This window comes from Allobosea sp. UC22_33, assembly GCF_042700715.1.
GTDB lineage: Bacteria > Pseudomonadota > Alphaproteobacteria > Rhizobiales > Beijerinckiaceae > Allobosea.
The window spans coordinates 492,292-508,030 of sequence record NZ_CP170556.1 but is presented as its reverse complement, the minus strand read 5'-3'; the positions used below and the strand labels follow the sequence as shown (position 1 = coordinate 508,030).

The window sequence follows — 15,739 nt, the reverse complement described above, 5'->3', positions numbered from 1 at the left end:
GCTTTCGTCGAAAGTTCAACGCAGCCCCAAGCTTACGCGGCATCAGATGATTGAGCCGCCGGCATTCGCGTAATGGGTATACATGTTTGAGAGCTGGATATCGACAACGCCGTCATCGCTATCGTGAATCGAAAGCGTGATGAGATCAGTCTTACCCTTGCGCGAGATTGTCACCGAGTCGAGCTTGGACAGCTCAACGAGGTCCGCAACCGAGTCGATCACAATGCTGGAAGTCTTGCCGTTTACAACAAGGTCAACACCGGCAGCTTTTCCGAAGACTTTGGCACCGAATCCATTCAGCTCGATCACATCACCTTCCGCGAAGGACAGGTCCATGATGCGATCATTCTCGTAGACTTTGTGGCCCGGCGCCGAAAATACAAACCGGTCGGCGCCTGCACCACCCGTCAGAACGTCATTGCCCGGGCCGCCGATCAGGATGTCGTCGCCGCGTCCGCCCGCAATCGTATCGTTACCGGCGCCGCCGATCAGGATGTCGTCCCTGTTCGTACCGCTCAGCTTGTCATCGCCATCGCTGCCCCTGATGATCGGCGCATCATGCCGCAGGTCAATGATTTCCTGCGCCGTCAAAGACTTGGCACCGTCGACGGTCTTCACGATGGTCGCGTTCCCCGCGTCGATCTGGCCGGCATTGCCCTTCAGCGTGAAGGCGTTCGCCGTGTTATTCGAGACCACGACATCATGTGAGTCGGTGATGGCGATGTTCAACTTGTAGTCGGAACCGTTGACCGCCAGAGCTGTATTGTTGACGACTTTCACGCCAATCCCCTGCTCGACCAGAATGCCGCGCGGCGCTCCCGACTGGATCAGGTTATCCTCGATCACGACATTCCGATACGGTACGCTGTCGTCGTTATCCATAAAAATGCCCTGGACCGAGAGACCGGTCTTGGCCTGGATCATGACGTTATCGTGAATGTGAATATTCTCCGAAACAGTCGTCGTGCCGCGGGTCCAGAACTGGATGAAATCGGCATGATCGCCGGCGATCGGATAGAAATTTCGGAGGTCGTTACCGGCGATCTCGACATTCTTGGCGCCGGCGAAGTTAAAGCCTTCGCTGCGCAGATCATGGAGAGTGTTGTCGGTAATCGAGATATCCGTCGACTCGCTGAAGATGGCCCCGCGCATCAGTCCAGAGAAATCATTGTCGTGGACGACAACATTGGCCGACCGATCAATCAGCAAGCCGCGCTGCAGCATGTCCATGCCGGCCGGGCCGCCCGCGAACGTGTTGTTCGTCAGGATAACATCTTCGCAACCGCGCAAGGTCAAGCCATTCGCAAACTTGACGTCGTCCTTCGGTGTGAAGGTTACGCCCGTGATGCTCACGCCATTTGCATTCGAGATCGACAGAGCCGTAAAGACGGGCGGCTTTGACGGGTCGGCCGCAACGAGATGAACGCCGAGTGGACTCTCCTTGGCATTGAATGTAACGTCGCCGTAATTGCCCTGCTTGAGAACAATGATCGTGTCCGCAGTACGCTCCTTCAAGGCAGCAGACAACTCAGCTTGATTGGAAACAGAAACAACGTGATTGGCAGGCATCGATAGCTCCCTGAGCGTTGCATCAATAGAGCGGGGGAACTCATCGTCACGCCCCATCACCCCCCAGACAATGACATCAAGATTCTAAAATTAGCTGCTGGACAAAATTTATATTTGAATTGAAACGTTGATTTTGACCTAACCCTCTATTCAGCATAGTCGCCGGGCCATGGAGCTTTTTCGTACACACCCCGGATGCACCCGACTATTTGGCCGCTCCAAGACCATGACGCCGGCCGTTCGGCCCGAAAGGCAGTGAAATCAGCGTCATGCTTCAGTTTGACGGATGGTAATGGAATAACATTCCTAGCTACGATCCCTTGCTCCAACCACTTGACAAAAAGTGTCCGTGTTTCGGCCACGCGCGCCCGTCCGCAAGAGTCAACGCAACGGAACCGCGACATGATCTCGGCCCTGAAAGCCAATACGAAACCATGACTCCCGACTTACTGCCGCATACTTTGGGAGATGGTGTTCGCCTCGCTGATCGCCGACCGCGACAAAAGGACCTGATGCTCGCCAGCCCCTTCGTGCGCGCCCACCAGCATGCGGCGACTGGAAAAGGGGCAGGCAAGGATCAGGCGTTGAGGCGCTCCCGATCTTCTGGAAGAACAGAAAGCCGACGCGGCACTCGCCGGCAAATTTATGTTGGCAATTACTTACGCGATCGGTTCGCCGTGATGAAAGCGCAGATGGTGATCCCTTCGGAGCGCAACCGCAAGATCATCATCCCTCACCACATCGATACTTAAAGCGCCGCAACCGTATCGAGCGATACCTCAATCGCCTCAAGAATTTCCCCGCTTAGCCACGCGCTACGACCGCCGAAAAATCCACTTCACTGGCTTCCGACACGTCGCTGTCACCCTGATCCGGCAATGCTGAATGTCGATCCGACCTAGATCCAGGTATATGAATAAACGTGGGCCACATCGGCAAAACTCGATCAACTGACGTTACATTCGCGCTAGCCCTTCATAAAGGCAGCAGCTATGATTTCTAAAATTAGAGTGGAATCGTGCGTTTGAAAAAAATTTCTCCAACTGTATCGCGGGTTCTTGCCGGACAGTTGTGCACGGGCTGTGGGTTGTGCGCTGGAATGTCTAGCGGCGCCCTAGTAATGAAATCGGTGGCGCCGGGTTATAGTCGCCCTGCCGCTACCGGAGCTACAATGCCGCCTCTGGCCGAGCAGGCGATAGCCGCAGCATGCCCGGGAGCGGTCGTCGCAGCATGGCAAGCTGCAGACAAACGCCACGTGTCGTGGGGGCCTTGGCTTAGGATCCTCACGGGCCATGCCACCGACGCGGAGGTGCGGTACCGTGCCTCATCAGGAGGCGCGCTTTCCGCCCTGCTGATCCACGCTTTGGAAACCGGATACGTCGACCGTGTTCTGCATGTCGAGGCTGATCCGGCGCAGCCGACACGCAACCGGATGCGCTGGTCGCACAACCGCGAGGAGGTGCTTGAGGGCGCGGGCTCGCGCTATACCGCCTCGTCGCCGCTGTCCTTCATTGATGCGGCGCTGAACGAGCCGCTGCGCTTTGCGTTTGTCGGCAAGCCTTGCGACGTCTCGGCCCTGCGACAACTTGCCAAGGTTGATCCACGTGTCGCCGAACGCGTTCCGCTGATGCTTTCGTTCTTCTGCGCCGGCCTGCCAAGCCACGATGGCGCCGAACGCATACTGGCGGAGATGGGCATCAATCTCGCCAACGTGCGCCATTTCCGCTACCGCGGGAATGGCTGGCCCGGACTGACTCGTGCCGAGACCCATAACGGCCGGGTGGCAGAAATGCGCTACGAAGATAGTTGGGGCAAACAGCTTTCCAAAGAAGTGCAGTTCCGCTGCAAGATATGCCCCGATGCCGTGGGTGGCGTTGCCGACGTCTCGTGCGCGGATGCCTGGTATGGTGGCGAGAGCGGCTACCCGCAGTTCGAGGAGCAGGACGGTCGTAGCCTCATCATGTCGCGTACGACCGCGGGAGACGCGCTGCTGCGGTCGGCCGAAGCCGCCGGGGCCGTCGTGGCCGAACCGTTGCCCGTCGGCGAGATCGACTTGATGCAGCCGGGCCAGGCGCGTCGAAAGCGGCTTGTCGCAGCGCGGCTGGCGGGTTGTGCAGCGACTTTTCAGCCGCGGCCGCGCATGAGCGGCTTGGACGTCGGGCAAGCGGCACGTGCCGCTGGATTCAGCGAGACGGCGAAAAACTGGCTCGGCACCGTGCGCCGCATCGTCCAGAACCGCCGCTAGAACGAGACGAGCATCTCTGATGAGCGACCGCGCTATCTCCATTGGCTTGCTTTGGCACGCACTCGACTCCGGCAACCACGGTGTAAATGCGCTGACGGTGAGCAATCGCGCGATTGCCGCAGCCGCGGCTCGCAACGCGGGCTTGGAACCGCGCTTCACAATCTTGGCGCCAGGCGCCGGCACCGCGCGCGAGACGACCGCGGACGGAGACGTGGTGATCCGCATCAACCGGCGCACGCTCATTACTTCGCGCGAGTATTGGGCGGAAATGGCGCAATTGGACTGTGTTCTAGACATCTCCGCCGGCGATAGCTTTACCGACATCTACGGCGGAAAGCGTTTTTTCTGGATGTGGCTCACCAAGCAAGCAGCGCTCATGCGAGGCGTTCCACTGGTGCTGAGTCCTCAGACGATCGGCCCCTTCACCCGCCAGCCCTATAAGACGCTAGCCGGCAGGATTATATCAGGCGCGACGCTCACGGTAGCACGCGACCCGTTGTCATACGAGGTGGCAGGGGCATTGGCTCCTGGTGCGAAGCGGCTGCTATCCGCCGATGTGGCATTCTGCTTGCCGTTCGAGAGAAGGCTCCCAGCAAAAGACGGACGTACGCACGTCGGCATCAACGTATCCGGCCTGCTGTGGGCGCAGAGCGGTAAGGCCGGCAACCGTTACGGCCTCAGCTATGATTACGCGGCGATGACGATCACCTTGCTCGACGCGCTAACGGCGCGCAAGGACCTGGTACTTCACTTGCTAACCCATGTCGTCGACCACACACGTCCGGCCGACAATGACGCGACGATCGTCGACGAATTGGCCGCTCGCTACCCTGATGCGATCAGGGTACCGGATTTTGCCGGGCCGTCGGAGGCAAAGTCCTACATCTCCGGCCTTGACCTGTTGGTCGCCGCCCGCATGCATGCCTGCATCGGTGCCTTCTCCGCCGGCATACCGGTCGTGCCGGTGGCCTATAGCCGCAAGTTTGCAGGGCTCTTCAACGAGCTGCTAGGTTACTATCACACGCTCAACCAGACCGGTCATGACGCGGACGGTGCGGCACGCTACATACTGGATCGTGTGGATCGGCGCGAAGAGTTGGCAACGGGAGTGTCAGCAGGCAATGCGCGCGTCTCGTCGATGCTCGACGCCTATAGCGAGGCTCTAAGCGCGCTGTTTACGCGGGTGAGAGGGGAGCAAGGATGAACTGGCGGACGGTGAGCCTCCCAGCGCTTTTGATGGTCGGGATGGCGAGTTTCAGCGCGCTGGGGCAGCCTGCAGAGCGGTTGGCGACCCCGGCCACGTTATCAAGCATGCTCAAGGCGGCCAGTGGTGGGGAGACTATCGTTCTGGCGCCCGGCGACTATGGCGCGATGCAATTTCCACAAAAGGCCTACTCGCCAGCTATCCGCATTCAAGCTCAACAGGCAAACTTCACCGGCCTGATACTCGCAAGCTTGTCGGGCGTGACTATCGATGGCGGGACGATAGTGGGGCCTGGCGGACGCAGCTACGGCGTGTCCATCCGAGAAGCGCGCAATATCCGTATCGCAAACATGACTATCAGCGGCGCGCACCGCGGGATTGTCGTGAACCAGGGCGAGGATGTCGCATTGGTCGGGAATCGGCTCACCGAACTCATCTCCGACGGCATCAATGTAGCCTATTCGCGGCGGGTCAGGATCGAGCGCAATAGTTGTCGCGACTTTCGTCCGACGCCTGCGGTCTACGATGCTGCAGGCAATCGGCTGAAGGACGGCGACCACGCCGATTGTATCCAGGCCTGGTCGCGTCCGGCCTTCCCGCCGACAAGCGACCTTACCATCATCGACAATGAGGCCGACGGACTTATGCAGGGCATCTTCCTCGGCAACCATGTTCGCGACGGGATCGATGACGGCGGCTTTGATCGAGTTGTGATCCGCGGCAACCGAGTCCGCGTAGGCGTGCCCAACGGCATCACGGTCAGCGGACTGCGGCAGGGCGAGGTGATCGACAACGTCGTCGACACGACCCCAGGCGCAACTCTGCCCAAACCACCGCATCGCCCCGTCAGAGCCAAATTAATGGTGCTGGGTACGGATGTCGTGCAGTGCGGCAATCGCGTGGTGGATATGCCCAACTTGCCGGGCCAGACCCCATGCCAATGAGCGCGGCCCCAAGGATGGGTGTCGTCATCGTCGCTTTTCAGTCAGCGGCGATCATCGACGAATGCCTTGAGAGCTTGTTTGCCGCGCGGGGTGCAGATTTGCGCGTTGTGGTGGTTGACAACGCATCAGCCGACGCCACGTGCGATGTGATAGCTGATTGGGCTAGCGGGCGCGTGCCGTACCGCCGCCGCGCCGATAGTCCTCTTTCTCCCGCACAGGTCGTCGTCAAGCCGATCAACTGGATCGATGCGTCCACCGACGCAGCACCAGCTATGCCCTGTCATCTGACGCTACTCAGGTCACCGTTCAATGGCGGCTATGCTCATGGCGTAAACGCCGGCCTACGACTGCTGCTCGCCGATCCGCTTATCGAGTATATTTGGGTCTTGAATCCCGACTGCGTCGTGTCACCGGAGACGCCCGCAGCGATCATGGATGCGACGACAGGTGAGCGGTTCTCTCTCCTCGGCGGGCGAACATTGTTCTACGAACGGCCGGACGAAATTCAGACTGATGGCGGGCGCGTCTCGCGCCGCACCGGAACGTGCAAGTCAGTCAACGCCGGACAGTCATCGGCAACCACTTTAATGCCCTGTGCGACGACATTGGATTACATAACCGGCGCCAGCCTCGTGGCAACCCGCAAGTTCGTCGAGGCAGCGGGGCCAATGGAGGAAGATTATTTCCTTTATTACGAAGAGGTGGATTGGGCTTTCCGGCGCGGCACGCTGCCGTTGCGTGTATCGGCTGACATGATCGTGTATCATCGCGGAGGCACGACAATCGGGACGGGTGACACCACCCGCCGGCCAAGTGCATTCGCGAATTACTTCAACTTTCGGAACCGCCTCCGTTTCGTACGTCGCTTTTTACCCGGCAGTCTGCTGGCCGCAATTGGCTATGGCCTTGCGAAAGGCGCGCAGTTGCTTTGCAAGGGTGCCGTTGGCGAGGCGGAAGCCGTGATCGCCGGTACTCTAGCTTTGCCTCCGCCAGCTCGCGTCAGCGAGCGCATTTCCGATGCGACCGCTCGAGCTTACGCATTCGGAGATAGAGGTTGAACCAATTCATCCTCAATTTCCACGGCATCGGTCTGCCGCACGCAGGCGTCGACGCAGCAGAGCGGCCCTACTGGATAAGCGAAGACTTTTTTGCGTCCATCATCGATGCCGTTCTCGCCCGCGGAGATGCCGACCGCATATTTTGGACATTCGACGATGGCAACCGATCGGACTTGACAATAGGCGCCCGCCTCCTTGCCAAACACGGGCTGACGGGCAGGTTCTTCTTGCTTACGGGGCGATTTAACGATCCGCGCTATCTCTCGCCGGAAGACGCGATGACGTTGACTGGCATGGGCATGATGCTCGGTCTGCACGGCCGCGACCACATCGACTGGAGGAAGGCGCCACCTGAGCAGCTTTACGCCGAGACCGTGGTTGCGCGAGAAGCGCTAGCGATCGCGACAGGAAAGGCGATCAGCGATGTGGCGATCCCTTTTGGGGCCTACAACCGTCGGGTGATCTCCCATCTCAAGCGATCAGGTTTTGCTCACATCTATACCAGCGACGGCGGCCCTTCGCGGTCCAATCAGCGCGTGAAGAGTCGCACCTCGGTGCGAAGCGATATGACCATGGAGCGGTTGATGTGCTTAATCGATGATCGCCTGCCGCTGTCGAAGAGGCTGCGGCGCTCTGCGTCCACCACGGTTCGCCGCCACTTGCTCTAGGAACGGCAATGATCGCACAGTTGAGGTCGCAATGGGCGCGCTTCTGGCTGCGCCGATCAAAGTTCAGCGGTAGCTACCATGACCTTCAGCGTCTTTACGCGATCAAGGATCCATGGAATTTGGGCAGCGCCAAGGAGCAGCATCGTTTTGCAGCGAGCAACGCGATAATTCGCCGAATTGTTGGTGACTGCGATAGCTTATTGGAGTTGGGCTGCGGAGAAGGCTTTCAAACCGTATGGCTGGCGCAGTTAAGTCATACCGTCGCGGGCATTGATGTGAGTGAGAAGGCGGTGGAACGTGCCCGTCTGGTGTGTCCACAGGCCGAATTGAAGGTGGGAACGGCGGAAGGCGTCAGGGCGTTATTTCCGCAGCGCCGCTTCGATCTGGTGACTGCGTTCGAAGTGCTATACTATTCGAATGATATTGGTCGCGTTCTCGACGAGATGCAGCAGATCAGTGACTGCCTGCTCGTCACTAACTATGCCGAGCGGGCACGGCAGATGCGTACCTATTTCGTCGGTCCGGGCTGGAGCCGGCTTGAAGACATCGTCGCCGAGGGTACCGTCTGGGAGGCCTACACTTGGAAGCGACCGCAGAGTCAATGAGTGGCGGGGTGGATTTGGTCCCAGTCGTGGTCGGCTTTGGTGAAGTGCCAGCGATCTTCGGCAGCAATGCGGGTTAGCAAGGCTCGATCGGTACTCACCGCAGTAGGATGATGGGTCTTTACGGTGACGAAGCCGCGCGATCGCAGCGCGTTGACGAAGCGCAAATCCGACGCGCCAGCGATAATGGCTTCGCAATTGGTCATCTCCGTGATCGCGTGGTCGATACCTGCGAGCAGCGCGGTCCGGTCGGTTGGGTCGGCCAGCAGGTCGACGAGAGTTCCAATTGGCAATTCTACCGGTCGTGGCAGGCGCCAAGTGACGAGCGCTCGAGCGGGCGCGTCAACTTCGGCGAAGCGGTAAGCGAGATCGGGGGCGCCGTTGAAACGCCACGTATGAAAGGATGCGCTCCGGTCGAAGCTGGCACCAACCTTGGTGGTGAGCAACCCTGCCAGCCGATCGATCGTCGCGGCATCGAGAGCGACAATCTCGCGCATCGGCAAGGAGCTACTCAGCGCCGCGCCGCGCTGAAACCGGGCGACAAGCGATAGGCCGCGGGCGAGCAGCGCCGGTCCCATCAGCGACCGATTGAATAGTGAAATAGGATGTCGCCATCGCGCCCGATTGTCGGCGATACGTTCCAACAGCAACGCCACGGTGGTGCCAGACAGCTGATTCAGGCGAACCATTTGCTGTACTGGCGGCAAGGTTACGCAGTCGGCCGCCTCCATGATACTGCGCGTGGCCGGTGCCATGGTTAAGGTGATGAGCAAGCGTCCGGAAGCGACGATCGCATCGTTTATTCTGCGACCAAGACCTCGGCCACGATGCGCCTGGTCGACCATCACATCAACAATCCAGCTTGCCGGAATTGCCTCCATGCCTAACCGTAGCAGACTGGGCTGAAGTGCAATCTGACCAACCACTCTGTCGCCTTGAAGCGCTATCCAGACCGGCATGTAGTCGTCCGGCTCCCGCTGGTACGGAGTGTCACGGAACTGCCAATGCCACCGTGGATAATCTTTATAATGAGCGCTGCTGCCATAGGTTCGGTTGATAAAATCCCGAATGGAGGGCCAATCCTGAATGGTCGCCTGTCGAACGTGATACATGATTTGACCTGTCTATCCAGGAGCGCCTTATCATCAAACCGCCCCGGATGAATAGCAGGTCTAAGTACCTGCACGCATGGAGATTTGATCCGAGACGCAGAAAACTCTAACCCAAGGCGATTCAGTTTTAAGGGCTCAGATCAGTCCACAGCGAGATCTTCGTTCATTCTTTACTGCCTTTACTGCGCACAAGCCGCCAGACACCCGGCAGAGACAGGCCGCACCGCTTGAGCATGTAAAGAATACCCGGCAAACACGTTACCATTGCGCCGGCACCGATCAGGCTGCGCCAGGGCCAGCCAAGCCCGGGAAGCTCCGCTACCAGCCCAAGGCCTATCAGGATCACAATTGGAGCGACCAGGCTGACGCGAGCGACCGTTGGATCGAACAGCAGCCTCTCGCCCCCTATCTGGACGGAGATGAGCAAGGCGGCAAACTCGAAGAAACTCATCGTCAGCAGGAAAACCGAAAGGTCATGGGTATAGATCAGGGCCAGCGCAGCAGCAGCCATGCCGAGCAGGCTGCCGGCCGATGCGATCAATACGAGCCGCGTCTCGCCGAACGCGAGAACCGGAACGGACACGATCCCGAACAGGATCTTCGTCACCATCATGATCGCGACCGCGCTGATCAACGCCTGCGGTGCAAGATAGGCCACGCCAAAGACCATGGCGATCACCGGCTGGCCGACGGCCCAGAGCCCGATGCCGAGCACCGTGGCGACAGTCGCCGAAACGATGGCGAAGGCGCTGACGATCGGAACGGTCTGAGGACCGTGACCTGAATTGACCATCCGCGGCATGAAGACTGCCACCAGATAGCGCAGCACGATGCCCCGCGGCATCAATCCAACCATGACCGCGACACTGTAGACAGCCAGCGCGCTCGCGCCCGCAACCAATCCAACGATGATACGATCACCGACATTCTTCAGGGCAAGGGAGATACCGTTCGGGACGAGCGGAAGGCCGTACGCAACGGCCTTGCGCGCCGCGGCGGTGTTCCAGCGCGGCCGCCACGGCTGCGGCGCCAATCCATGTGATACGAGCGACTGAATGACCTGCCCCGCAACGATCCCGTACACCATGGCGGTGTATGAGCGGGTGATCCATGCGACCGCGATGGTGATCACGGTGGTCGACACATAGAGCGCAAGGTTTGTCAGCCCCTCGGGACCAAATTTGTAGTCGCGGGTCATCTCCTTGACGCCAAAGTGCAGGAATCCACGAGCCAGCGCAGCGACCGCCAGCAGGGCAAACGACCCCGTGGCGCCCGGCGCCTTGAACAACGTCGCCAGGAAAGGCGCGGCCGCCAGCAGCAAGACTGCCAACACAGCGCCCCTCAGCACCGACAACAGATGCAGAGTATCGCGTTCGACGGCCGCATCCATGTCCTGGCCCAGCCGGATGATCGACTTGTCCAACCCGATATCCGAGCCGATGTCGACGAGCGTGATCACCAGCATCAGGGAGATGGCGATGCCGAACTGATCCGGCGGCAGGATGCGCGCGAGCGCGACGGCTCTCAGCAGCGAGCCCACCAGCTCGGCGATGATGCCCATTTCGAAGAGGAACGGCAGCCCTGACGCCGCGCGCAGCCATCGCACCATCGTTCCGGTCGCTCCATATCCGCCGCGATGCCCCATGCGGGCCATTTGCGACATCTCGTTGTCAGTCAGCCGGTCTTTCCTCCGACAGACTTGGTAGACCGTCGATGATCCTGGCCGCTCGCTTTTGTTCCGCAGCGGCAACTCTGGCAAGCACTGTCACGTCAGCTTCGATTTGAACAGCCGCCTCATCCATCGCACAAAGCCCGCAATCGCTACCATCTTGCGCGGGCAGAGGATCGCCCCTGTCGGCTCCATCGCACGAACCCATGGCTGCGATCACAGGCGAGGCTGCTCGAATTCTGCCGAGAGCTTGGAAAAACAACGGAATCGAAACGCATATCGTCATACTTGCAGCGTTGAACGCAGCTAAGCCGCTGCCTGACGCTGCGGAGCGGCAGGTTTCCGCCAGTGACGACGGACCGGAGGGCCGGGCCGATGCGTTGGCCGGCGACGCCAGGGGAGGCAGAGATCTCGTGATCGGTTATCGCATCGACCGGCAACGACCGGCACGGGATCGCCAAGTGCCATGCAATGCAGGCGCGTCGTCCGGACCTCGCGCATGACCGTTCGAGACGACGAGCTGAGGACCAGTGCGATCTCCCCTCTGCTGCTACGGCTTTATCGCATGAAGCGCCTGCGCCGGCGCGTGCTGGCGCTGGCCAGCCGCCTGGAAGGCGGACAGTTCCGCAGCGCCACGCTGCGGCTGATCCTCGCACGCTTCCATGACACGGAGATCGGCGTGCATAGCTATGGCTCCTGCTTCGAGCCTGGCCAGTTTCCGGGCGGAGCCCGGATCGGGCGCTATGTCTCCATGGCGAGCGGCGTCATGCGGCGGCTCAACCATCCGCTCGATCACCTGATCATGCACCCCTATTTCTACAACGAGAGTCTCGGCCATGTCGGGCAGCGCACGATCAAGCACGAACCGATCGTGATCGGCGCGGATGCCTGGATCGGCCAATCGGTCATCTTCACCCAATCCTGTACTCGGGTCGGCATCGGCGCGGTGATCGGCGCGGGCACGATCGTGACGCGCAATGTCGATGATTTCGAGATCGTGGCAGGAAACCCGGGCCGGGTCCTGCGGAAACGGTTCGACTCCGAGATCCGGGCACGGATCTTGGCCAGCCGCTGGTGGGAACGGCCGGTGGAAGAGCTCGCGAGCTTCGTCGCCGATCTCAATCTTCCTGTCGCCGGCTGGCGCGAAGGACATCCGCTCTTGGCCGCATCGAATAACAGACGGGAGCCTGTGTGAGGTTTGTTTCAAACGTTTCATTGGCGTACAGAGATACTGCGGCGTCATGCGGACCATGGCCGCTACGCCCTGGGCCGGCAGCGGCCCGCATCGCGTCGCGATGCAGAAGCGCGACTTCTGTGTCACCGGACGCTTTGACGGGATATGCAGGGAAAATCATTCCATATTGCTAGCGATCGTTCACAGGGCCAACCTCTGCTCGGGCTGCGGCCTGTGCGCCGCGGTGCTGGGTCCCTCGCAGGCAACCATGACTATGACCGAACCTGGCTTCCTGCGTCCGGTGCTAACTAACGGGGGCGCCGACGCCATCTGAAGACGCGGCGATTGCGGACATCTGCTCCGGAGTCCGGTCCATCTCCCCGACGGGCAAATCGATCGCGACTTTCCGGAATGGGGGTCCGTTTGAATGGGTTGCAACATGCCATGCGGCTGACGCCGGCCTGCGCCAGGCGGTTTCCTCAGACGCGCCCTGCCGGCCATGCCGGAACATCTGCTGCTTTCCGGCCAAGCCAGCTACATCCTGCATATCGCGGCGAGCGAAGACGTCCTCCGGCTCAATCGCGTGACGCGAAGCACGGGCGAGGGAGAGATCCGCCATGCCAGCGGCTCTCGCTATGCGCCCTCCGTTCCGCTAAAGGCAATCGTCGTCTGCCTTGAAGAAAGCCGGCCCTTCGTCGCAGACCGCCTCGCCTGACAGGCTCAGAGGGGAACGCGATCGTCAGAAATCGAGCAGTACGCTGCCGCCGATGACGCCGCCGCAGTTCTTGACTACATCCTGAAAGCCAATCAGCGCTTTCAGACGCGTCTTGTTCGCGCGAGCGACGATGACCGTGCGTTCGACCGCAGTCACGACCGCCAAGGTGCCCGAAACATCGGACATCGGAGCGCAGTCGCAAATCACCACGTCGAACATACGGGACATCTCAAGGATAAGGCCACGAAGCTCGGTCGCGAGGAAGGCCTCTCCTTCCTTGAGGGCATTGCCCGCGGTCATCACCATCAGGTTGGGGTAGGCCGGCTGCATGTAACCCGCCCAAGACTGCACATCCCCTAGCCCAGCCATCCATTCCGACAAGCCCGGCTTGGCCTTGTCGATGGCGAACATCGACCCGATACGTGGCGACCTCAAATTGGCTTCAACCAGGATCGTTCTCTGTCCGCTCATCGCGAATGCCGCAGCTACATTGGCAGCGACCACGGTCGTACCGACCTTCTTGTCGTCCCCGATAAAGCAGAAGGACCTCGTGCCGAGGTCCACATGCATATGCTGCAACTGCGATGTGACCGAGATCAGGCGCTCGGCCATTCTGGAGGCCGGTGACACTATCACCGCGAGCTCACCGGTCACATGCGTCGGATAGCTCCAGGCCGTCCGCTTGGCCGCTGTCGGCGACAACGCTCCGGTCGCGCGATTTTTTACGAGTTCCTGCACCAAACTCTCCGACCGGGCCACCTTGCACGAACTCCGCCTAACCTACATTGCATTGCGTAAAGAAACCATCGCATCGCAGCAACACATGATAGCATTTCCCGTCGGCTGGACCTCGCTTTTCTCGATTTGTGTTTAAAGATGCGCCGGAAGCCGGCCAACCACCGCTCGGGCGAGCATCATGCCGAGATCCGCCTTTGGCGGCAGAGCGGCACTCGCCGCCTCGCCGTCGGACACAATTTCTAACGAGAGGTGGATTTCAGCCTCGCCCGGTTCAAGACGCGACAACCCGAAAGCCCGCTCGAGGCAGCGCGGGGATGAGCCTGAACCAGCGAACGTCTTGCACAGGAGAAGTTCCCGGCGCTTGCGCTCGAAATGCGACGCAAGCTGCCATCGTTGCTATTTTGCGACAGATCCTAAAAATATGCCACTCCACACACCCGTGCCCGTGGAATTCGAGACAGAGCGGCGGCGCAAAACTGCTTCATTCAAATCAAATTTGACTTTGAATTCTCGAAAAATGGACAATTCTATAGATAACACGAACCCCACATGGCATTAATACATCGAGAAAACTATATCTCACCGACGCTGCCGTTGATGCGAAATGCCAAACTTCCTAAGTGGGCAATTAAACCTCGTTGACTTATGCTTTCCCGCGTTCGGAGCTGGCTCCGCGCGATTCTCCGTGTTGTTAGGCATCTTAACGGCAGGGGCTTTGCGTATGGCGGAATTGTGGCTAGAGGATACGTCGTTGGGCGGCGAGGTGAAGAATGAGTTTCCGTAAATTGATGACGGCTGCGGCTCTCCTGGGCTTGCCGCTCAGTGGGTGCACGAGCGGCTTCATCCCCGAAGGCGGCCCCTCGCAGATCGCCGCAAGCCAGACGGCTGCCGTACAGATCGGCTCCACGCAGGAGCAGATGAATCTTCCTTTCGTGCTCGTCGCGCCGTCGCTTGAACTCGCTCGTTCCCTTTCCGGTGAACCCGACCGCTTCGGGTCCCTGCCCCGCCGCGCGCAGGCCCAGGTCTCGGCGAAGATCGGCGACGTCGTCCTCGTCACGATATTCGAAGCCGGCAGCGGCGGTCTGTTCACCTCGCCCCAGGCGGCGGGCAATTCCGGTGGCGGCGGCAACTACATCAACCTGCCGGCCCAGCAGATCGACCGGAACGGCAATATCTCGGTGCCGTATGCCGGCCAGATCAGCGTCGTCGGGCGTAGCCTTCCGGCCGTGCAGACGGAGATCGAGGAGAAGCTGAAGCAGCGCGCGATCGAGCCGCAGGTCGTCGTGACCATGCAGGAAGACCGCGCCTCGCTCGTCAGCGTCATCGGCTCGGTCAAAACCGGCGGACAGTTCCCCGTTCGGAACACGCAGATGCGCATCCTCGACGCGGTCGCCAAGGCCGGCGGTCCCGACGGCACGTCGCGCAGCCTGGAAGTCGTCCTGCAGCGCGGCTCGCATACGTCACGTGTCTCGATGCGGCGGCTGATGCTCGATCCGGCAGCGAACGCGGCGGTCCTGCCCGGCGATACGATCTACGTGCAGCCGGTCTCGCGCAGCCTCAACGTGTTCGGCGCCAGCGGCGAAAACCTGCGCGTCGATATCGATGTCGACAACATGTCCCTGACGGACGCACTTGGGCGGGCCAAGGGCTTCAACGACACGCGGGCCGATATCAGCTCGATCTTCGTGCTCCGCATGGAAGATCGCCGGGCGCTTCCGGCCGACACCGAAAACCTCGCCCAGTTCCCTGGCGCGCGGGTCCCGACCGTCTATCAGATCCGCTACGACACGCCCGGCGGCATCTTCGTCGGCAACCAGTTCAAGGTTCGCCATGGCGACGTCGTCTACATCTCGAATGCGGCCGGCACGCAGTTGCGCAAGCTTCTGGAACTGGTCGGTCTCGTGACGCGGCCGGCACGCGAAATCCAGGGCGGGTTTATCCCGAACTACTGAGGCTTACGCGACGCGATCCTCCCGCACCGCCACCGCTTGACGGCGGCGGTGCTGCTGGAGGCCAAGAGCGAAGCGAAACGGCCGGGGGG

Annotated in this window: 14 protein-coding genes; 10 read left to right on the top strand and 4 right to left on the bottom strand. The window is 60.4% G+C overall.

Annotation, left to right across the window (positions count from 1 at the left end; genetic code table 11):
- Positions 1-42 precede the first annotated feature (42 nt).
- On the bottom strand, positions 43-1,569 hold the full coding sequence (locus ACFJGT_RS02350) for a right-handed parallel beta-helix repeat-containing protein (RefSeq protein ID WP_377845475.1): 1,527 nt from the start codon (positions 1,567-1,569) through the stop codon (positions 43-45).
- Positions 1,570-2,081: 512 nt separating this feature from the next.
- Here ACFJGT_RS02350 and ACFJGT_RS02345 point away from each other — a divergent pair.
- From ACFJGT_RS02345 to ACFJGT_RS02315, 7 genes are all read left to right on the top strand, one after another.
- The gene (locus tag ACFJGT_RS02345) at positions 2,082-2,321 is read left to right on the top strand and encodes a hypothetical protein (protein ID WP_377845473.1); all 240 of its coding nucleotides are present in this window, start codon (positions 2,082-2,084) and stop codon (positions 2,319-2,321) included.
- 419 nt (positions 2,322-2,740) lie between these two features.
- Positions 2,741-3,814 (top strand): Coenzyme F420 hydrogenase/dehydrogenase, beta subunit C-terminal domain, encoded by a 1,074-nt coding sequence (locus tag ACFJGT_RS02340; protein WP_377845471.1) that lies wholly within the window; start codon positions 2,741-2,743, stop codon positions 3,812-3,814.
- 19 nt (positions 3,815-3,833) lie between these two features.
- The gene (locus tag ACFJGT_RS02335; RefSeq protein ID WP_377845469.1) at positions 3,834-5,018 is read left to right on the top strand and encodes a polysaccharide pyruvyl transferase family protein; all 1,185 of its coding nucleotides are present in this window, start codon (positions 3,834-3,836) and stop codon (positions 5,016-5,018) included.
- Positions 5,015-5,962, top strand: coding sequence for a NosD domain-containing protein (locus tag ACFJGT_RS02330; RefSeq protein WP_377845467.1), 948 nt, complete (start codon positions 5,015-5,017; stop codon positions 5,960-5,962). The genes ACFJGT_RS02335 and ACFJGT_RS02330 overlap by 4 nt, the downstream gene beginning before the upstream one ends.
- A gap of 14 nt (positions 5,963-5,976) precedes the next feature.
- Entirely contained in the window at positions 5,977-7,020 is a 1,044-nt protein-coding gene (locus ACFJGT_RS02325; RefSeq protein ID WP_377845465.1) for a glycosyltransferase family 2 protein, read from the top strand.
- Positions 7,017-7,688, top strand: coding sequence for a polysaccharide deacetylase family protein (locus tag ACFJGT_RS02320; RefSeq protein ID WP_377845463.1), 672 nt, complete (start codon positions 7,017-7,019; stop codon positions 7,686-7,688). Before ACFJGT_RS02325 ends, ACFJGT_RS02320 begins: the two co-directional genes overlap by 4 nt.
- An 8-nt stretch (positions 7,689-7,696) precedes the next feature.
- Positions 7,697-8,293: a class I SAM-dependent methyltransferase gene (locus ACFJGT_RS02315; RefSeq protein ID WP_377845461.1), complete on the top strand. Its 597-nt coding sequence runs from the start codon at positions 7,697-7,699 to the stop codon at positions 8,291-8,293.
- On the opposite strand, the gene ACFJGT_RS02310 is transcribed toward ACFJGT_RS02315, so the two are convergent.
- Both ACFJGT_RS02310 and ACFJGT_RS02305 read right to left on the bottom strand, forming a co-directional pair.
- Complete coding sequence (locus tag ACFJGT_RS02310) at positions 8,287-9,402, bottom strand: GNAT family N-acetyltransferase (protein ID WP_377845458.1); 1,116 nt, start codon at positions 9,400-9,402, stop codon at positions 8,287-8,289. The two genes, ACFJGT_RS02315 and ACFJGT_RS02310, sit on opposite strands and share 7 nt — an antisense overlap.
- 163 nt (positions 9,403-9,565) lie before the next feature.
- Positions 9,566-11,056, bottom strand: a complete 1,491-nt coding sequence (locus ACFJGT_RS02305) for an oligosaccharide flippase family protein (protein WP_377845455.1) — start codon at positions 11,054-11,056, stop codon at positions 9,566-9,568.
- A gap of 514 nt (positions 11,057-11,570) precedes the next feature.
- On the opposite strand from ACFJGT_RS02305, the gene ACFJGT_RS02300 reads away from it, so the two are divergent.
- Positions 11,571-12,266: a CatB-related O-acetyltransferase gene (locus tag ACFJGT_RS02300; RefSeq protein ID WP_377845453.1), complete on the top strand. Its 696-nt coding sequence runs from the start codon at positions 11,571-11,573 to the stop codon at positions 12,264-12,266.
- A gap of 478 nt (positions 12,267-12,744) precedes the next feature.
- Positions 12,745-12,960: a hypothetical protein gene (locus ACFJGT_RS02295; protein WP_377845451.1), complete on the top strand. Its 216-nt coding sequence runs from the start codon at positions 12,745-12,747 to the stop codon at positions 12,958-12,960.
- A 24-nt stretch (positions 12,961-12,984) separates the two neighbouring features.
- Here the strand turns inward: ACFJGT_RS02295 and ACFJGT_RS02290 are convergent, their stop codons facing one another.
- Positions 12,985-13,698 (bottom strand): hypothetical protein, encoded by a 714-nt coding sequence (locus ACFJGT_RS02290; protein ID WP_377845449.1) that lies wholly within the window; start codon positions 13,696-13,698, stop codon positions 12,985-12,987.
- 770 nt (positions 13,699-14,468) lie between these two features.
- Between ACFJGT_RS02290 and ACFJGT_RS02285 the strand changes: the two genes are divergently transcribed.
- On the top strand, positions 14,469-15,650 hold the full coding sequence (locus ACFJGT_RS02285) for a polysaccharide biosynthesis/export family protein (protein WP_377845447.1): 1,182 nt from the start codon (positions 14,469-14,471) through the stop codon (positions 15,648-15,650).
- The last annotated feature ends 89 nt before the right edge of the window (positions 15,651-15,739 follow it).